Source organism: Pedobacter sp. JY14-1, assembly GCF_029269825.1.
In the GTDB taxonomy this organism is placed as follows: domain Bacteria; phylum Bacteroidota; class Bacteroidia; order Sphingobacteriales; family Sphingobacteriaceae; genus Pedobacter.
In genome coordinates this window covers 382,126-398,265 of record NZ_JARJHU010000008.1, presented here as the reverse complement: position 1 = coordinate 398,265, position 16,140 = coordinate 382,126, and the positions used below count along the sequence as shown (strand labels likewise).

The window sequence follows — 16,140 nt, the reverse complement described above, 5'->3', positions numbered from 1 at the left end:
ATTCCGATCGGGGCTCTCATTGGGTCAAATCTTTAAAAAAGCATGTCGCTAAACTACCATATAGTGTGCTGACTATTCTAGCTGCTATATCGGCATTTGGTGCGTACACGTCGATGTATGCTTTCCGGAAGGCCTTCGCAGCAGCGAGTTTTTCGGGTTTGGAATTCTTGAATATTGATTATAAAGCCTGGCTGGTCATTGCGCAGGTTTTAGGGTATACTTTAAGCAAGTTTTACGGTATTAAATTTATTGCGGAAGTAAAGGCACTGAGCCGGGGTAAAAGCATTTTGTTGTTGATTGGTATATCCTGGATAGCCCTGCTTGCCTTCGCATTAGTTCCTGCTCCCTATAATATTCCATTTCTTTTTATTAATGGTTTCCCATTGGGAATGATATGGGGTCTGGTTTTCAGCTACCTCGAAGGTCGGCGGTCTACTGAATTTATGGCTGCAGTCTTATCAACAAGTCTCATTTTTGCTTCTGGTTTTGTGAAGACCATTGGCAGAGTCCTCATTACCAGTTTCCATGTCAGCGAATACAATATGCCCTTCTTGACAGGTGCAATCTTTGTCATTCCGCTACTGTTGTTTGTGTTGGTACTGGAGATTATTCCTCCGCCTTCTGTGGAGGATAAAAAACTACGCACAGAACGGGTAGCGATGAGCGGGCGGGAACGCAGGGCTTTTTTAGCCAGTTTTTTACCGGGTATTATTTTAACTGTAGTTGTTTATGTGATGCTTACGGTTATGCGGGACGTCCGGGACAATTTTGAGGTGGAAATATGGGCTGGTCTGGGCGTGAACAGCAACAGCATTTATGCCAACATAGATAGTATCATATCCATTGCCGTACTGACCGCTATGAGTTTGCTGATCATGGTGAAAAGCAATCTGCAGGCTTTCAGCATCATTCATCTTTTTATTATTTTCGGATGTCTGCTAGCCGGTGGATCTACGCTCTTGTTTGAAAAAGGAGCCATTAACGCAGTAACCTGGATGACATTGGCAGGACTTGGCCTGTATGCAGGCTACGTTCCCTACAACACCATTTTTTTTGAACGAATGATCGCGTCATTTAACTATAAAAGTAACGTCGGCTTTATCATGTACATCGCAGACGCAATTGGGTATCTGGGTAGTATCAGTGTTTTGCTGATTAAGGAATTTGGAAACACTGAGATCAGTTGGGCGCATTTTTTTAAGAACGGGCTGCTGCTGATGTCGGTTGTCGGGGCCATCGCAGCCTCCATATCATTGGTTTACTTTTTACAAACCGGACGCAAGGCACAAACCGAAAATAAAGCAATCAAATTATCAGCGATATGAGTAATAAAACAGCCATTGTTATAGGCGCAGGAATTGTTGGGCTGGCAACAGCCAGGGCTTTGTCATTACGTGGCATTAAGGTTACGGTATTTGAACGTAACGAACGTGCGGTAGGCGCATCTATACGTAATTTCGGGATGGTCTGGCCGATCGGTCAACCTAATGGTGAGTTATTTGACCGCGCCATGTTGTCGCGGAAGATATGGAAGGAAATTGCTGGTGAAGCCGGTATATGGCATGATGAGGTGGGTTCGTTGCACATGGCTTATCATGACGATGAACTGCGTGTCATGGAGGAATACGTAGACATTAATAAAGATATCAGGGGCGTTGCCTTACTAACGCCTGAAGAAACACTGGCCAAATCGCCTGCGGTAAATCCTGATGGCCTGAAAGGTGCTGTTTGGAGCGGAACAGAAATGATCGTTGAATCGCGTGTGGCGGTTGGGCAGATTGCAGGTTATCTCGCCGAAAAATACGGTGTCGTCTTTCACTGGAACACCGCAATAGCAGAAATAAAAGACAACACGGTGCGCAGTGGCAGCCGTACCTGGACAGCCGATGAAATTTATGTATGCAGTGGGGTAGAGTTTGAAACACTTTATCCGGAGTTGTTTGCTGAAGCACCGATCACGAAATGCAAGCTGCAAATGATGCGGATTGCCGCGCAGCCTGGCGGCTGGCGAATCGGCCCTTCCTTATGCGGTAGTTTATCGATGGTACACTATCCTGGTTTTCAGGTGGCGCCATCCCTGCCGTTGCTGCGCGAAAGGTACAACGATGAATACGCCGAATATTTGAAGTGGGGGATACACGTTATGGCTTCGCAAAACCACACAGGCGAATTAACCGTTGGTGACTCGCATGAATACGGGCTCGTTCATGATCCGTTTGACAAAGATTTCATCAACAAAATGATCCTGGATTACCTGTGCACCTTTACCCGTTTAAAAGATATGCATGTGGTGCAGAGCTGGCACGGCATATTGCCCAAGTTAACCAATGGAAAAACCGAACTGGTACTTCAGCCAACTGAAAATGTGACGATCATTAACGGTTTAGGTGGTAACGGGATGACCTTGTCCTTCGGCCTTTGCGAACAACTAATCGCCGTACGACACGATGATCGGCAGTAGTTCCATCAGGTTGCCGATAATGTAATCTGGCCTGGCGGACTGTAATTGTTCGGCGGTATGCGCTCCTGTGGTAATGCCTATGCTTAATGCGCAATTGGCATTTTTGCCTTCTTCAATATCAATAATGGAATCGCCTACTTTGATTGCTTCTGTAGTGCTGATGCCAAAATGATCGGCTGCATGCTGAATCATATCAGGTGCAGGGCGACTGCCTGCAACATCAGTAGCGGTGATCAGCAGATCGTAGTCCACGCCTTCAACCCATCCCAGTTTGTTAATGATGGTTTGAGCAACAGGGCGACTGTAGCCGGTATTCAAAACCGTGTAGATATCGCGTTGCTTCAACAGCGTAAACAGTTCTTTTGTATTGGGTTGTTGCGACAGGGTGGAAGTTGAATAAGCCTTGTCAAGTTTTCTGGAAAAATTGCGATAGATACGATCAGCTAATTCCGCGTTTGTGATATTTGCATAAGCCTTTAAGATATCTGTGATGGCTTGCAGCTTCTCTTTGCCCGCGCCTTCGGCTAAAACCTGTTCAAGGGTTAAATTGAACCCTGCATCATTAATGGTTTTCTGTACGGTCTTGTAAACAATATTGTTTTCGTTAACGGTAGTACCCGCCATGTCAAAAACAACCATCTTAATTTTCATGCTCATAAATTCGGTATGTTTAGCAAAACTAAACATATTTTATTGCAGATAAACAAATGCGTTGTTAAATTTCAGTTAAGATTGATCAAATGCATGGGATTTCTGACTGCAAAAAAACAAAGCCTGTCCAGGTTTTGAACAGGCCTCTGGCACTTTATCGATGTCGTTTCGAGTCTTATTTCGAGATGTCTCTCAGGGCCTTGATCTTGTCGTGGGCCGACCTGATCTCCTGGGCCTGACGGGTCACCAATGACAAAGCTTCTCCGTTAAGGTTGCCATCGGTAACCGCGGTCTCATAAGCTTTTTTGATGGCATCTTCACCGCGTTCTGCTTCGTTCAGGATGCTTTCCCTGTCCGAACCGCCAAACAGCGCCTTTACATCGATCCATGCACGGTGCAAGGTTCCGGCAACGCTGTTTCCGGTTTCAGCCTCACCTCCGCGTACTGCGGTAACTGCGGTCAGCTCCTGGCTGAACTTGCGGCTTTGGGTGGCATATTCCTGGAACAGTGTCTTCAGGTCTATGTTTTCATCATTAATGTCGGCCAGTACTTTTTCAAATCCGGCAACCCTGTCGTTGTTGATCTCGATCAGGTCTTGCAATACGTCGATTGTTTTTTCTGTAGTTTCCATAGGTAATTGTATTTGAGCATGAAGAACAGGCGAACTGCCGGTAATGTTTGGATAACTTCGACAATACCCCGGTCAAACAATTTAAACAGGATTTCGGTTTCTACCGGAAAGTATCAAAGTGGAAAAACAAATCGAAAAACTCGATGTCGCCATTCTTGGTGGTGGTCCGAGCGGGCTTTTTATGTTCAAACGGCTGATTGAGGCTGGCGCAACGCACGCGGTCATCACGATATTCGAAAAGGAAGCTTGTCTCGGTTGCGGGATGCCTTATAGTCATATTGGGGCTGCGGATGAACACATCACCAATGTATCCGGCAATGAAATACCTGAGCTGGTTACGCCCATATCTGAATGGATCCAGACGGTATCGGCCGATACCCTGAATAAATATCATATCGATCCCTCCAGGTTCAACGAATACAAAGTCCTTCCGCGCCTGCTTTTCGGGCAATACCTTACCGCTCAGTTCAAGCTGCTGCAGAAAATGGCGCGGGAAAAGGGAATACAGACAGAAATTCTTTACAACAGCCCGGTCGAAGATGTGGTTGACCAGCCCCGGGAGGGAAAGGTGCAGGTCATTTCCTGCGGAAAGGCGCATACCTTTGACCGTGTGGTTATTTGTACCGGCCACTTATGGCCGAAAAACCAAGAAGGCCTGGTGCCCGGATGGTTTGATTCGCCTTATCCGCCGGCGAAGATCGCTTTCAAAGCGAACCACGCCATCGCAGTACGCGGTTCATCGCTGACTGCGATCGATGCGATCCGTACCCTGGCACGACACAACGGAAGTTTCGGACGCAACGCAAAAGGTGAATTGGAATTTATCGCCAATACAGACAGTCCTGACTTCCGTGTCGTGATGCATTCGAGAAACGGATTGCTCCCTGCCGTACGCTTTCATCTGGAAGATACTCACCTTGGAAAAGATACCTTGCTCAGCGCAGAACAAATCAGGGTCAACCGCGAACAGAATGACGGTTTTCTGGAGCTTGACTATGTATTTGAACAGAACTTCAAAGAAGCCATCCGGAAGCAGGACCCAGATTTTTATGAAAGGATCAGAGACCTCAGCATGGAAGCGTTTGTTGCCCTGGTCATGGAATTGCGGGAAAAGATTGACCCGTTCGAGCTGCTGAAAGCGGAATACCGTGAAGCGGAAAAGTCCATGAAAAGGCGAGAGTCTGTGTACTGGAAGGAAATGCTGGCCGTACTGAGTTTTACGATGAACTATCCCGCTAAGTATTTTTCTGCAGAGGACATGATCAGACTCCGTCAAGTGCTGATGCCGCTCATTTCGGTAGTCATTGCTTTCGTTCCTCAAAGCTCGGCCGAAACCCTCATGGCCCTATACACTGCCGGTCGGTTAAGCATGGTCGCTGTAGGTGACGAAAGTGAAGTGATACCTGGCGAGAACGGCGGCGCTGTCTACCGGTATACCGACGAATCGGGCACTTTACAGGAAAAACATTACCAGACATTTATCGACTGCATCGGCCAGCCTCATCTGGCTTATGAAGACATTCCCTATAAAAGCCTTATTGAGAATCGTACCTTCAGTAAGGCAAGGTTACGGTTCCGCGACCAGCAGCAGGCAAAGGCAATGATGGATGCAGGCCAGGCACAGGTTGCCTTACAGCCAGACAGGAAATACTATCTGGAGGTGCCAGGAATCGCGATAAATGATTTTTTCCAGGCGCTGGATGCGTACAATGCCGTTAACGAACGGATCTATGTAATGGCAGTTCCTTTTATCGGCGGTTTTAATCCGGACTACTCCGGCCTGGATTTTTGCGAGGCGGCTTCCGCAAGGATCGTCGGGCGCCTGCTAAATACGGATGCAGGGGTAGAAGCCCCTGAAGTTCAGGGTGCGGAAACAAAGGGCCTTAAACTATATATGGTCCTGCTCGGCTCCAAGGCGCCCGGTCGCGTCATTGAGCAACATGATTTCTTTTTTGGGATTGCAACCAGCCTGGAAGCACTTGTGCCCGAGATGAAGGCTTTTTGGCCGGAAGCAGGGAATTCACTGCATATTGATGGCTGGCGGGAAGTGACGAACGTAGAGGGGTTCGGCGTTGAAATTGATGCCAGGGAAAGCGGGGCACCCGAACAGTCGGCTCCGCGGCTGTTTTTCATTAACCTTGGCGGTTACCAGTCAGGTAAACTGGAAGAGCAGCATTACACGCTGCTTACCGTTCAGACAGACCGCAGAAATGCACTCAATGCGTCCAAGTCTACGACATTTTTTAAGCAGCAGACCATTGCGAAGGTAAAAGGTGCCAATGCCCATATTGATGAGAAATACGGTATCGATGTCGATGATGTCTACCGTATCGAAGAGGTACTGTCTGCAAGGCAGAAACAACTTTACCAAATTAGGTTAACCGGTGATTACAAGGGCCCGGAAGATGAAATTCATCTAGGATATCGAAAATTATGATTTTGCCGGGTATTCTAGCATATTTGTTCATGTTTCACACGAAGTACTAGATGCCCAAAAGTCTTTTTTACTTATCGATTCTGCTCATTTCCTTAGGCATTTCGTGTCGAAATCAGGAAACCTGGGAAAAAGACCTGAAAGGCGAACAGTCATTTTACCATGGAATTGGGTTACTCAGTAAAAATCCCGACAGTGCAAGATCAGTTTTTCTGGCGGGGTTCAGCAAGCTCAATCAGCAGAATCTTTACAACAGGTATCTTGGATATGAGTTTAACCGTCAGTATTTCTATGTAAAAAAAGAGGTGCTGAAGACGTTGTTCTATGCGGACAGCACAATTTTAATGCTCCGATTTGCCAGAGGTTCAGGGTGGCGGCCAAAGCTGGCGCAGGCCTATCTCAACAAGGGTGAGGCCTTATTATCGCTGAAAAGGTATGACGAAGCTTATCAGTCTTACTACGAAGCAAAATCAATTGCCAAATCGCTGTCTGCTGAACGCGACCAGATGGCTGTAGAATATGATGTTTATGCTCAGATCGCCAACATCAATTATGGGCAGGCAAGGTTCAGGGAGGCCATATCCTGGTATAACAGGGCAATAGAAGTGGTTCCCGCCGAGGCTGCTTCATTTCAGCTCAGTTATAAGGTTCAGGGCGCTTTAGACAATATCGGACTATGTTACCAGTTCATGGGTATTCCGGATACTGCTTTGTTTTACTATAATCGGGCAGAAGAGGCCGTGAACCGGATCCCCGGCACCGATGCGCAGCAGAAGAAGGACCTGATGATTGCCCGTGCAGTGATTATGGGCAATAAAGGCTATGCGCTTCAGCAATTGGGCCGCCTGGAAGCGGCCGTTGAAGCTTATCAGTACAATATCCGGATCAATGGTCAGCCAGGTTACGCGCCTCAGGACGCATTGTTAACCCGTATAAAACTGGCAGACCTTTTCCTTAAAATGCAAAGGACGGCGGATGCGGAGCACCTGGTTCGGGAAATCAGCAGTTCTATGGATGCTTTGCCGGATGAGCTTGGAAAACTGGAGTTTATCTTGCTGAAAGCAAGGATAGCTAAAGTAAGAGGACAATTTGCAACTTCCGGTGAGCTTTTTGAAAGATTCGTTGACGGATATCTGGCCATGCGCAGGAAAAATACAGCGATAAAGAATTCTGATCTGAAAAGTGAATTTGAGCTGTTGGACAAGAACCTGGATCTTGCGCTGCTCACTGAGGCCAATCGTAATAAGAAGTATTACGTTGCTGCATTGTTATTGATCTGTGTGCTGATTACCGGCATCGCCATCACAATTTACAAGAGTAAGGCAAGGTTAAGACGGCTGAACAGACAGGTAAAAATGCATAACCAGCAGCTTGAGGTGGTTGTCGGTGCTTATGAAAAAAGCAGCCTGGAAAATGACCGGTTGAAGCGGATGATGGCACATGACCTTAGAAGTCCCGTGGGTGCCATGCGGGTGTTTACCTCCATGATGCTGGATAAGCCGGATAGAGATGACGAAGACGTGGAGTTGCTGAAAATGATGGGCAGATCTGCGGAGCAAATGGAGTCGCTTATCAAAGAACTGCTCTTCAGCAAGATTGAACCAGGATCAGACCAGGAATCATGTAAAGCCGTCAGCATCTACTCGCTGCTGAAAGAAAACATCAGATTAATGCAATATAAGGCAGATGCAAAAAAGTTGTCCCTTAAACTGAGTTGTGCCGGTGATGCAAAAGTAATGGTGAATGAGGAACGAATCTGGAGGGTCGTCAACAACCTGCTGACGAATGCGATTAAATACAGCTACAGGGGGTCGGAAATTCTTGTTTCATGTTCAAATACAGATCATGAGGTGGTCGTAGCTATCCGGGACAGCGGTATCGGTATAGCGCAAGAACGCCTAGATTCTATATTCGATCTGAACCCTGATAAAGGACGCATAGGAACAGAAGGCGAGGGGAGCCTCGGTCTCGGATTGTATATTACCAGGGAGATCGTCGAAAGCCATGGCGGGCGGATCTGGGTAGAGAGCCAGGAAAACAGGGGAACCTCTTTTTTCTTCTCGCTGCCTGCCTTTAACCCGCCTTCTGCAGGTTTTTCGGATGAATTGAAATAAGCAAAAGGCCATGGAGATGATTATCCCCACAGCCACTGCCCCCCTAAATATTACTTAAATTTCAGATTCAGGCTCACGATGTTCGATGCCAGGCCATTTGATCTCAGGTAATGTCCGTACCTGAGCTCCAGTGCATTCAGCCGCTGCCAGCCCAATACGCCCTTTGGCGGTACGATCCTGATGCCTGCGCCGAAAAAACTGCTGTTCAGGCCAGACAGATCATAGTCGCTGGTGAAATACCTTTCGCCATTCTGGTGCTGACCATAAGGAGCGAAATAACGGGCGCCGGACTGCTGGCTGTACCGGTAGAACGGGCTTACCGAAAAAAACGGGCTGAGTTTGACAGGGGTTTCCAGTTCGGCAGTGTGTGCCCTGATGCCCCAGCTGTCCATATAATACCGGTAAAAAGTTCTCAGGATAAAGCGGTCTGCCAGGAAATAGTTTAGTCGTAACGCGACAGGGAGCTTATACCTGTCGGAAGGGAGGGTTTCCGCCTGCACAGAACCGTCCGTGAAATAATTGCGCTGATACCTGGTGGCAAGAAGGCCATGCTGGTAAGCAGGTTCCAGGACCAGTTCTCCCTGCAAACGCTGGCTGATCACCTGCGAAAGCGAAATTGAACTGCTGAACGAGTTTCTTGGACTGGAACCTTCATGTTCCCGGTTGCCCGCCCGGAGTTCAACAGGAAGAATTACCGTCCACGTATCTAAGAATGCCTGTACACGCCAGTCAAACTGCGTGTTCTTGTCTTTCGATAGTCTGCTGAGGTGAAATGCACCGCCGATCGACTGATAGTCGTATTCCCCGGAATAGGACGCAGTAAAGCCAAAGGAATTTCCGGTTTTTTCATTGGTGCGGGTCCAGTCCAGTGAGGGATAAATGCGGGTATCGGCACTGGAGGCGGAAGACAGGGTAGCGGGATCAATTTTATCCGAAGAGGCAGAGCTGTAGTGGTCTATCCCCAGTTCGAAAGTATAGTTGTTTTTCCTGCCGTTGCGGGAATACCTTGATAGCTGGAGGTCGAAGGTGTTGGCAAAGTCCGTCAGCTTCTCGGTCCCTATGCCACCGGTAACGGCAGAATGGTTACCGTCCTGACTGTAATAGGCAGACACAAAATTTACTTCTTCCAGCTTCAGTTTCCTTGATCTGTATGATGAGGTGTCCTGCATGGTGTTTTGGCCATGTGCGGCGGCGATACTCAGGAGCATCGCGGCAACGTGGAGATAGATTTTCTTCATGGTCGCAATTAATTACAGCCGCAGCCCCCGCCGCTTTTACCGCCGTTTGCACCTGAAGCGCCTTCTCTGTACAGCTGGAAGTTCTGTTCAAACTTCATTGTCTTTCTTGCAGAAAGTGACATTTCCGAATCATTGATCCGGGATTTCTGATAGGGTCTGACGGTAGTGCAGGACGCGCCCAGGCCGGCGAGACCGGTAAGAGAAAGTATCAGGGTTTTATAGACGATCGTTTTCATGTTAGTTTGCTGCTGCTTTTGCCACTTGTTTTACAAAGTCCTCAGGTGTTACTTTCGGATACCCGTCCCAGGTTTTTAATACCTTGCCGTTCTCATCAATCAGCAGGGTATAAGGGAACTTGCCGTCAGGATTGAACTTTTCTGCCAGGGCTTCGTTCATTTTTACCTGGTCAGGCGAAAGTTTATTCTTTTTTTGTCTTGGGAAATCGGCCCGCAACAGGATCAGGCTTTCTGATGCATATCGCTCGAATACTTCAGATTCCAGGATTTCCTTTCTCAGGTTTATGCAGGGTACACACCAGTCAGAACCGGAAAAACTGACCAATACAGGCTTATGCGCTGCCTTCGCCTTTTGCATGGCCTCGTCATAACTTCCCAGCCAGCTCAATGCAGAGGTCAGTAAAGCAGATACGATGATCAGTAATGTCTTCATGACGACAAGTATTAGGTGATGCCAAACTAGGGTAAAATTCTGTAGACAATCTGGAGTTAAAGTGGCCTGATATTACGTGATGTAAAAATACGGTCATGTTCGTCTATGATCACACAACCGATACCTTTCATCTGGTCAATCAGGTCTAGCCCTACGCGCGTACCCATCACCATTACCGGTGTGGCCATGGCATCCGCCAGTTCGGCGCTTGGACAAATGATGGTGACACTTTTAATACCGCTTACGGGCAGTCCGGTGCGGGGGTCTATGGTATGTGCATACCGCTTTCCATCGATGATCACGAATTTCTCATAGTCTCCCGATGTGGCCACTGCCTGGTTGCTGATGACGAGCGAAGAGAATATGCCCTTTTCCCTCTCCGGATCGGCCAGGCCGATGGTCCAGGGCTGGCCATCAGCCTGGCTGCCCCAGGTCAGCAGATCGCCCGCGGCATTGACCACTCCTGAAACAATTCCAACTTCAGACAAAACCATTTTTGCCCTGTCCGCAGCATATCCCTTACCAATACCGCCAAAGCCTATCCTCATCCCTGTTTCCTTCAGGAAAACGGTGCTGTTTGCCAGATCGACAGCTACATTCCGGAAATTGACCAGGTGTACCATTTTTTTTGCAGTTGCGGGATCCGGTAATGCCTTCATGTCTCTGTCAAAATTCCAGAGCCTTTTATCCACAGATCCGTAAGTGATGTCAAAGGCGCCCTGAGTGAGCGCAGATATCTTAAGGCTGCGGTAAACCAGCTGACAGACTTCCATATCTACCCTTACCGGCGCCAGCCCGGCGGACCTGTTGATGGCGGCAGTCTGACTATTGTCATCGAAAGTGGTCAGTAGTCTTTCTATGCGCTGGATCTCCCGGATTGCTGCGTCGATTGCCGCCTCTCCCTGATCATGCGAGTCAGCGATAACCGTGAACTCAAACCGATTACCCATTAGTCTGTCCCCTCTTCTGCAGGTTATCTTTTTCATACTTATGACTGACCCGTGTGCGTCGGCGTACTTTCCTCGGAAAATTCCAGCTCAAAACAGTGTAAGTGGTCCCTCCAGAAATAACTGATCTTATAACCCAGCTTTTCACAGATTTCCTTCAGGATAGCCAGGCCAAGACCGGTTCCTTCAGAGGTGCTGTCTTTATAAAACCGGTCGAATATTTTACTGCTGTCGAGTGGCCCGCTATGGCTGGTATTGTATACCTGGAGTTGTTTGCCGGAAAGGCTGATGCGCAATGCTCCGCCTTCTGTGTTGTGCCTGATCGCATTGCTGATCAGGTTATTCAGCAATATCTCGACCAGTGAATAACTGCCGTAGATGCTTGCCGGGGCTGTTTGCAGAGATACATTCAGCTTTCTCCGCTGAATCAGTTCCTGGAAATAATTGAGCTTTTCAGTCAGTAATTGTTCCAGGTCAATCATTTCCAGGTCAGTCAGCGGCTGGCTTCCGATTTTGACCAGTAGCAACAGGGACTGATTGAGCCGGGTCAGCCTTGAGGTTGCCTTATACAGATCGGTGATCAGTATACTCCCCTCTATGCCCAGATTTTCAGACTGTAACATGGTGTCCAGCTTGGAATTGATCACTGCGAGGGGAGTCATCATTTCGTGTGAGGCATTTTCGGTAAACAGCTTGACTTCGCGGTAGTCAGACCGGATCTTCTTTTCCACTTCTGCAAGTGCATCATTGAGCACGCGGAATTCTTCAATCCTGGTTTCAACTGGCGTGTAAGCTTGTTCCTGCCCAAGACTGAATTGCCTGATGTTTTCTACAAGCCGCATAAAGGGAGCCCACATTTTTTTCATTAAAAACCGGTTGACCAGCCAGAGCAGAAAAAATAAAATGCCAAGCGGGATCAAGATGATCAGGACGATGGATTTTACCTGTTCTTCACTTTCTACTTTAGAAGCGATGATGGTAACCTGGTAAGGAATATCAGCCAGTTTCACATCCGTCTGCAGATACCTGCCGGATTCTGTGCGCTTTTTCCTGGGATTGTAAAATACCGTGTCATGAAAGCGATACTTTGCGTTACGCAGCCTGGCGACTCGTTTGTATTCCACAACTACATCTGTAAAGCCTTCCGGTGCAGGAACAATATTCCGGACATGTGCAAAGTCCCGTACTTCAAGGAGTTCCTCATAAAGGTAATCGTCAATTTGCCGGTTGAGGTAACGGGATAAGGTCTGGTAAAAAAGAATACCGATGACGACCATTCCCGAGCAGGCGACGATGGCCAGCATCCGGTTGTAACTACTGAGCAGCTTCATCCGTCTGTAAACTTATAGCCTACACCATAAACGGAGTGAAAATAATCCCTGCTCCCCGCATCTGACAGTTTTTTCCGCAGGTTCTTGATGTGGGTGTAAATAAAGTCAAAGCTGTCGGCCATATCTGCCTCATCTCCCCAGATGTGGGTAATCGCAGCGGATTTCGGGACGACTTTGTTTTTATTGACTATGAAGTAAAGCAAGAGATCAAACTCCTTGCGCGTAAGGTAGAGCTCCCGCCCGCTGACGTGTACGGTTTTTGCCACGGTATCAACCTCGATTTCCCCGAACCGGACGGTATCATTGCCCTGAAAGCTCTTTCTCCTGATGATGGCCTGCGCCCTGGCATAAAGCTCGGAAAGATGAAAAGGCTTGGTCAGGTAGTCATCGGCGCCAAGCCTTAAGCCTTCGAGCTTCTGGTCCAGCGCATTCCGTGCCGACACGATGAGCACACCATCGGTTTTGTTCGATTTGCGCAACTGCTGCAGCAATTTCAGCCCCTCGCCGTCCGGTAAGCCCAGATCGAGAATGATGCAGTCATAGTCATAAAGCATCATCTTCTCATCCGCTTCCCGGAACGAAGACGACCAGTCGCAGACATTGCCTTCGTCCGTGAGGTATTTGATCACGCTGCGCCGTAAGCTTTCTTCGTCTTCTATCACCAGGAACTTCATAACGCAATATCATCAATAAATTTGAAGAGAATTTGAAGACCCCTTACAATTGCCAGAATAATTACAGTATTCCCCGAAAGGTATTAATTGTTACATTCGCCGGATATTTTGTGCCCAACTGATGAGCTTGTCCTTCTCGTCCGGTGAAAGTCTGGCCGACCTGTGGATGATCGTATAAGATCCTAAAGGCATTTCTCCGTTATCAACCACTTCGATCAGTTCCTGCAATTTGTGTTTCTGCTTTTTCTGGTCGTAATTACCGAATTCATCGAAATTTAATTCCTGCTTTCCTTCTATGATATGGTTTTGCAGCCACCAGCCAAGGGGCTGAATATTGCTGTACCAGGGGTAAGTGGTGTTGTTCGAATGACAATCGTAACAGCTTTGTTTTAGTATCCCCTGAACTTCTTCTGATACCGGATAGACTTTTTCAATTGCAGCAGAAGATGAGGTCGTGGTCCTGTTTGCGTCAGGCCTGAAGAATTGAATGACCAGCAGCAATATGGCAAGGGCCAGGATTAGACGGAGTACCGTTTGTTTTTTCATGTGAGCTTTTCTTACGTCAAATTAACAAATTTCATGTTGAAACGGAAACATCAATGCGGTAACCGTTCCCTGAGCAGTCCGTAAACCCAGGTGCCGGCAATGGCACTGAGCAGCGTAACCACAATTACTGTTGCTCCGGTGCCGATCTGGGCAAAGAGTGGTCCGGGACAAGCACCTGTAATGGCCCATCCAAAGCCAAAGATCAGACTGCCGTAGATCTGGCCCTTGTTGAAGGTCTTTGGGTGCAGTTCAATTTTTTCACCGTAGATGGTTTTAATATTGAACTTTTTGATGAGCCAGACAGAAATCATCCCGACTATAACTGCACTCCCGATAATGCCGTACATATGAAAGGATTGCAAACGGAACATCTCCTGAATACGGAACCAGCTGATGACTTCAGACTTGACGAAGACAACGCCGAACAATACTCCGACTACGAGGTATTTAAAGTTATTCATGATCGTTTTCATCATTTACAAGGATAGAATTTGAGGTAAGATCAGGTTGGCCATCAGGAAGCCACCGATCATGAAACAAATCGTTGCTACCAAAGACGGCCATTGCAGGTTGGAAAGGCCCATGATCGCATGACCACTGGTACAGCCCCCGGCATAGCGCGTTCCGAAACCGACTAAAAAGCCACCTAGGACCATCACCAGTAAGCCTTTTACTGTCAGCAGTGCGGACCAGTTCATAATGTCTTCCGGTACCAGGTTGTTGAAATTGGTTATGCCATATCCTGCAAGTTCTGACACCAGTTTTGGGTTTACGACTACGGGTTCAGGATTTGATAAAAAGTGCATTGTTATCGTGCCGCCCAGCAAGATGCCCAGGACGAAAAACAGGTTCCATGCTTCTTTTTTCCAGTCGTATTTAAAGAATGGAATGTTTGCGGGCAGGCATGCTGCACAGATATGTCTCAACGATGAACTGATCCCGAAAGATTTGTTGCCCAGGATCAGCAGGGCTGGTACGGTAAGCCCGATCAGCGGGCCTGCTATGTACCAGGGCCAGGGTTGCTTTAAGATTTCCAGCATAATGTATGTTAATTATTTGGTGGAGCTGGCCAGCCATTCTTTCATGCCGCCCGCATAGTTTTTTATATTGTTAAATCCGTTTCTTCTTAATATGGAGTAAGCAATGGTTGCCCTGTCTCCGGCCTGGCAATGGATGACCACTTGTTTGTTTCGGCTGATTTTATCCAGGTTGTCTTGCAGCGTGCCGACAAAGACATGGTCAGCCCCCTCAATGTGGCCTGCATCATATTCTGTTTTACCGCGAACGTCTACGATTTGAACCCCATCCCTGCCCAGGTAAGTTTTAAAGGTTTCCAGATCAATGACATCAGCAGTTTGGAGTTCGATGCCTAACTGGTCCACACCACCAACAAAGCCGTAGATATTATCTAAGCCGATACGCATCAGTTTTCTCGTGATTTCTTCCATTTCAGCTGCATTCGCAACCAAAATGAATTGTTCCTGGTAATTTAAAGTCCATCCGGCCCAGGTAGCCAGACTGTTGTTGTGCTGTATGTTGATGCTTCCGGGCAGGAACCCTTTTGCAAAATCAGCTTTGTTACGCGTATCTATAACTTTAATACCGTCGTTATAAGCTTTTGTAAAAACTTCAGGGCTCAGGCTGACGTGTTGCGGAACTTCAACCAGCAATGGTCTGTCTACCTTGTTCAGGTGCTTCATCATCGCGAAATATTTAGGGGGCTCTGGTTGATCGGCCAGCAGATAGTCTACAAAACCTTGTTCATCATTATCATAGCGGAAGGCCCAGTTCCTGATTTTTTCATAACCCACGGTTGAGCTGGGCACGGCGCCCAGAGCCTTGCCGCAAGCCGAGCCCGCACCATGTCCGGGCCAGACCTGGATAAAGGGCGCAAGTTCCGCGAAGCGTTTGACTGACTCAAATTGTTGCTTTGCCCCTTTTTCCTGTGTGCCGATCAGTCCTGCTGCTTTTTCCAGCAGGTCAGGTCGCCCGATGTCACCGACAAAGACAAAATCACCGGTAAAGATCATCACCGGCTCATCTGTTGCCGGGTGGTCGGTCAATACAAAGCTGATGCTTTCCGGTGTATGACCCGGGGTGTGCAATACCTCCAGACTCAGATTGCCAACTTTAATTACATGTCCGTGCTTCAATCCGACATGGTCAAACTGGTATTGCCAGTCGGCGCCACCTTCGTCTGAAAGGTAAAGCTGAGCACCGGTCAGGGCTGCCAGCTCCCTGGATCCTGCCAGGAAGTCCGCATGGATGTGCGTTTCTGCGATGTGTGTAATCGTTAAATTGTTTTCAGCGGCGATCTTGAGATACACATCAACGTCGCGGCGGGCATCAATAACTATGGCCACACCTTTAGCCTGGCAACCGATCAGGTAGCTTGCCTGAGCTAAACTCTTGTCGTATACATGTTGAAAAAACATAGTAGTATA

16 protein-coding genes are annotated in these 16,140 nt (G+C 47.8%); 4 read left to right on the top strand and 12 right to left on the bottom strand.

What is annotated here, in order from left to right; genetic code table 11:
* Positions 1-65 precede the first annotated feature (65 nt).
* Both P2W84_RS15275 and P2W84_RS15270 read left to right on the top strand, forming a co-directional pair.
* Complete coding sequence (locus P2W84_RS15275) at positions 66-1,325, top strand: DUF5690 family protein (protein WP_276091023.1); 1,260 nt, start codon at positions 66-68, stop codon at positions 1,323-1,325.
* Positions 1,322-2,461 (top strand): TIGR03364 family FAD-dependent oxidoreductase, encoded by a 1,140-nt coding sequence (locus tag P2W84_RS15270; protein WP_276091022.1) that lies wholly within the window; start codon positions 1,322-1,324, stop codon positions 2,459-2,461. Before P2W84_RS15275 ends, P2W84_RS15270 begins: the two co-directional genes overlap by 4 nt.
* Here the strand turns inward: P2W84_RS15270 and P2W84_RS15265 are convergent.
* Both P2W84_RS15265 and P2W84_RS15260 read right to left on the bottom strand, forming a co-directional pair.
* The gene (locus P2W84_RS15265) at positions 2,429-3,148 is read right to left on the bottom strand and encodes an HAD-IA family hydrolase (RefSeq protein WP_276091021.1); all 720 of its coding nucleotides are present in this window, start codon (positions 3,146-3,148) and stop codon (positions 2,429-2,431) included. The two genes, P2W84_RS15270 and P2W84_RS15265, sit on opposite strands and share 33 nt — an antisense overlap.
* 139 nt (positions 3,149-3,287) lie before the next feature.
* Complete coding sequence (locus P2W84_RS15260) at positions 3,288-3,743, bottom strand: PA2169 family four-helix-bundle protein (RefSeq protein WP_276091020.1); 456 nt, start codon at positions 3,741-3,743, stop codon at positions 3,288-3,290.
* Between the two features lie 118 nt (positions 3,744-3,861).
* Between P2W84_RS15260 and P2W84_RS15255 the strand changes: the two genes are divergently transcribed.
* Both P2W84_RS15255 and P2W84_RS15250 read left to right on the top strand, forming a co-directional pair.
* Positions 3,862-6,180: a DUF1543 domain-containing protein gene (locus P2W84_RS15255; RefSeq protein ID WP_276091019.1), complete on the top strand. Its 2,319-nt coding sequence runs from the start codon at positions 3,862-3,864 to the stop codon at positions 6,178-6,180.
* Between the two features lie 50 nt (positions 6,181-6,230).
* Positions 6,231-8,291 (top strand): tetratricopeptide repeat-containing sensor histidine kinase, encoded by a 2,061-nt coding sequence (locus tag P2W84_RS15250; protein WP_276091018.1) that lies wholly within the window; start codon positions 6,231-6,233, stop codon positions 8,289-8,291.
* 50 nt (positions 8,292-8,341) lie between these two features.
* On the opposite strand, the gene P2W84_RS15245 is transcribed toward P2W84_RS15250, so the two are convergent.
* From P2W84_RS15245 to P2W84_RS15200, 10 genes are all read right to left on the bottom strand, one after another.
* On the bottom strand, positions 8,342-9,529 hold the full coding sequence (locus P2W84_RS15245; RefSeq protein WP_276091017.1) for a DUF3570 domain-containing protein: 1,188 nt from the start codon (positions 9,527-9,529) through the stop codon (positions 8,342-8,344).
* Positions 9,530-9,537: 8 nt separating this feature from the next.
* Entirely contained in the window at positions 9,538-9,765 is a 228-nt protein-coding gene (locus tag P2W84_RS15240) for a DUF4266 domain-containing protein (RefSeq protein ID WP_276091016.1), read from the bottom strand.
* 1 nt (position 9,766) lies between these two features.
* Positions 9,767-10,198 (bottom strand): thioredoxin family protein, encoded by a 432-nt coding sequence (locus P2W84_RS15235; RefSeq protein ID WP_276091015.1) that lies wholly within the window; start codon positions 10,196-10,198, stop codon positions 9,767-9,769.
* Positions 10,199-10,254: 56 nt separating this feature from the next.
* Entirely contained in the window at positions 10,255-11,184 is a 930-nt protein-coding gene (locus P2W84_RS15230) for an FAD:protein FMN transferase (RefSeq protein WP_276091014.1), read from the bottom strand.
* A gap of 2 nt (positions 11,185-11,186) precedes the next feature.
* Positions 11,187-12,476 carry a HAMP domain-containing sensor histidine kinase gene (locus P2W84_RS15225; protein ID WP_276091013.1) on the bottom strand — a complete coding sequence of 430 codons (1,290 nt, stop codon included), beginning with the start codon at positions 12,474-12,476 and terminating at the stop codon, positions 11,187-11,189.
* Positions 12,473-13,150: a response regulator transcription factor gene (locus tag P2W84_RS15220; RefSeq protein WP_276091012.1), complete on the bottom strand. Its 678-nt coding sequence runs from the start codon at positions 13,148-13,150 to the stop codon at positions 12,473-12,475. The genes P2W84_RS15225 and P2W84_RS15220 overlap by 4 nt, the downstream gene beginning before the upstream one ends.
* A 90-nt stretch (positions 13,151-13,240) precedes the next feature.
* Positions 13,241-13,696: a heme-binding domain-containing protein gene (locus P2W84_RS15215; RefSeq protein ID WP_276091011.1), complete on the bottom strand. Its 456-nt coding sequence runs from the start codon at positions 13,694-13,696 to the stop codon at positions 13,241-13,243.
* A gap of 50 nt (positions 13,697-13,746) precedes the next feature.
* Positions 13,747-14,172, bottom strand: coding sequence for a DUF6691 family protein (locus P2W84_RS15210; protein ID WP_276091010.1), 426 nt, complete (start codon positions 14,170-14,172; stop codon positions 13,747-13,749).
* Complete coding sequence (locus tag P2W84_RS15205; RefSeq protein WP_276091009.1) at positions 14,173-14,736, bottom strand: YeeE/YedE thiosulfate transporter family protein; 564 nt, start codon at positions 14,734-14,736, stop codon at positions 14,173-14,175.
* 12 nt (positions 14,737-14,748) lie between these two features.
* Positions 14,749-16,131, bottom strand: coding sequence for an MBL fold metallo-hydrolase (locus P2W84_RS15200; protein ID WP_276091008.1), 1,383 nt, complete (start codon positions 16,129-16,131; stop codon positions 14,749-14,751).
* Positions 16,132-16,140: the final 9 nt, after the last annotated feature.

Excerpts from the sequence above, each read along its gene's own strand:
- P2W84_RS15270 (WP_276091022.1), top strand. The coding sequence starts at position 1,322 with ATGAGTAATAAAACAGCCATTGTTATAGGCGCAGGAATTGTTGGGCTG.
- P2W84_RS15265 (WP_276091021.1), bottom strand. The coding sequence starts at position 3,148 with ATGTTTAGTTTTGCTAAACATACCGAATTTATGAGCATGAAAATTAAG.
- P2W84_RS15260 (WP_276091020.1), bottom strand. The coding sequence starts at position 3,743 with ATGGAAACTACAGAAAAAACAATCGACGTATTGCAAGACCTGATCGAG.
- P2W84_RS15250 (WP_276091018.1), top strand. The coding sequence starts at position 6,231 with ATGCCCAAAAGTCTTTTTTACTTATCGATTCTGCTCATTTCCTTAGGC.
- P2W84_RS15245 (WP_276091017.1), bottom strand. The coding sequence starts at position 9,529 with ATGAAGAAAATCTATCTCCACGTTGCCGCGATGCTCCTGAGTATCGCC.
- P2W84_RS15240 (WP_276091016.1), bottom strand. The coding sequence starts at position 9,765 with ATGAAAACGATCGTCTATAAAACCCTGATACTTTCTCTTACCGGTCTC.
- P2W84_RS15235 (WP_276091015.1), bottom strand. The coding sequence starts at position 10,198 with ATGAAGACATTACTGATCATCGTATCTGCTTTACTGACCTCTGCATTG.
- P2W84_RS15230 (WP_276091014.1), bottom strand. The coding sequence starts at position 11,184 with ATGAAAAAGATAACCTGCAGAAGAGGGGACAGACTAATGGGTAATCGG.
- P2W84_RS15225 (WP_276091013.1), bottom strand. The coding sequence starts at position 12,476 with ATGAAGCTGCTCAGTAGTTACAACCGGATGCTGGCCATCGTCGCCTGC.
- P2W84_RS15220 (WP_276091012.1), bottom strand. The coding sequence starts at position 13,150 with ATGAAGTTCCTGGTGATAGAAGACGAAGAAAGCTTACGGCGCAGCGTG.
- P2W84_RS15215 (WP_276091011.1), bottom strand. The coding sequence starts at position 13,696 with ATGAAAAAACAAACGGTACTCCGTCTAATCCTGGCCCTTGCCATATTG.
- P2W84_RS15210 (WP_276091010.1), bottom strand. The coding sequence starts at position 14,172 with ATGATGAAAACGATCATGAATAACTTTAAATACCTCGTAGTCGGAGTA.
- P2W84_RS15205 (WP_276091009.1), bottom strand. The coding sequence starts at position 14,736 with ATGCTGGAAATCTTAAAGCAACCCTGGCCCTGGTACATAGCAGGCCCG.
- P2W84_RS15200 (WP_276091008.1), bottom strand. The coding sequence starts at position 16,131 with ATGTTTTTTCAACATGTATACGACAAGAGTTTAGCTCAGGCAAGCTAC.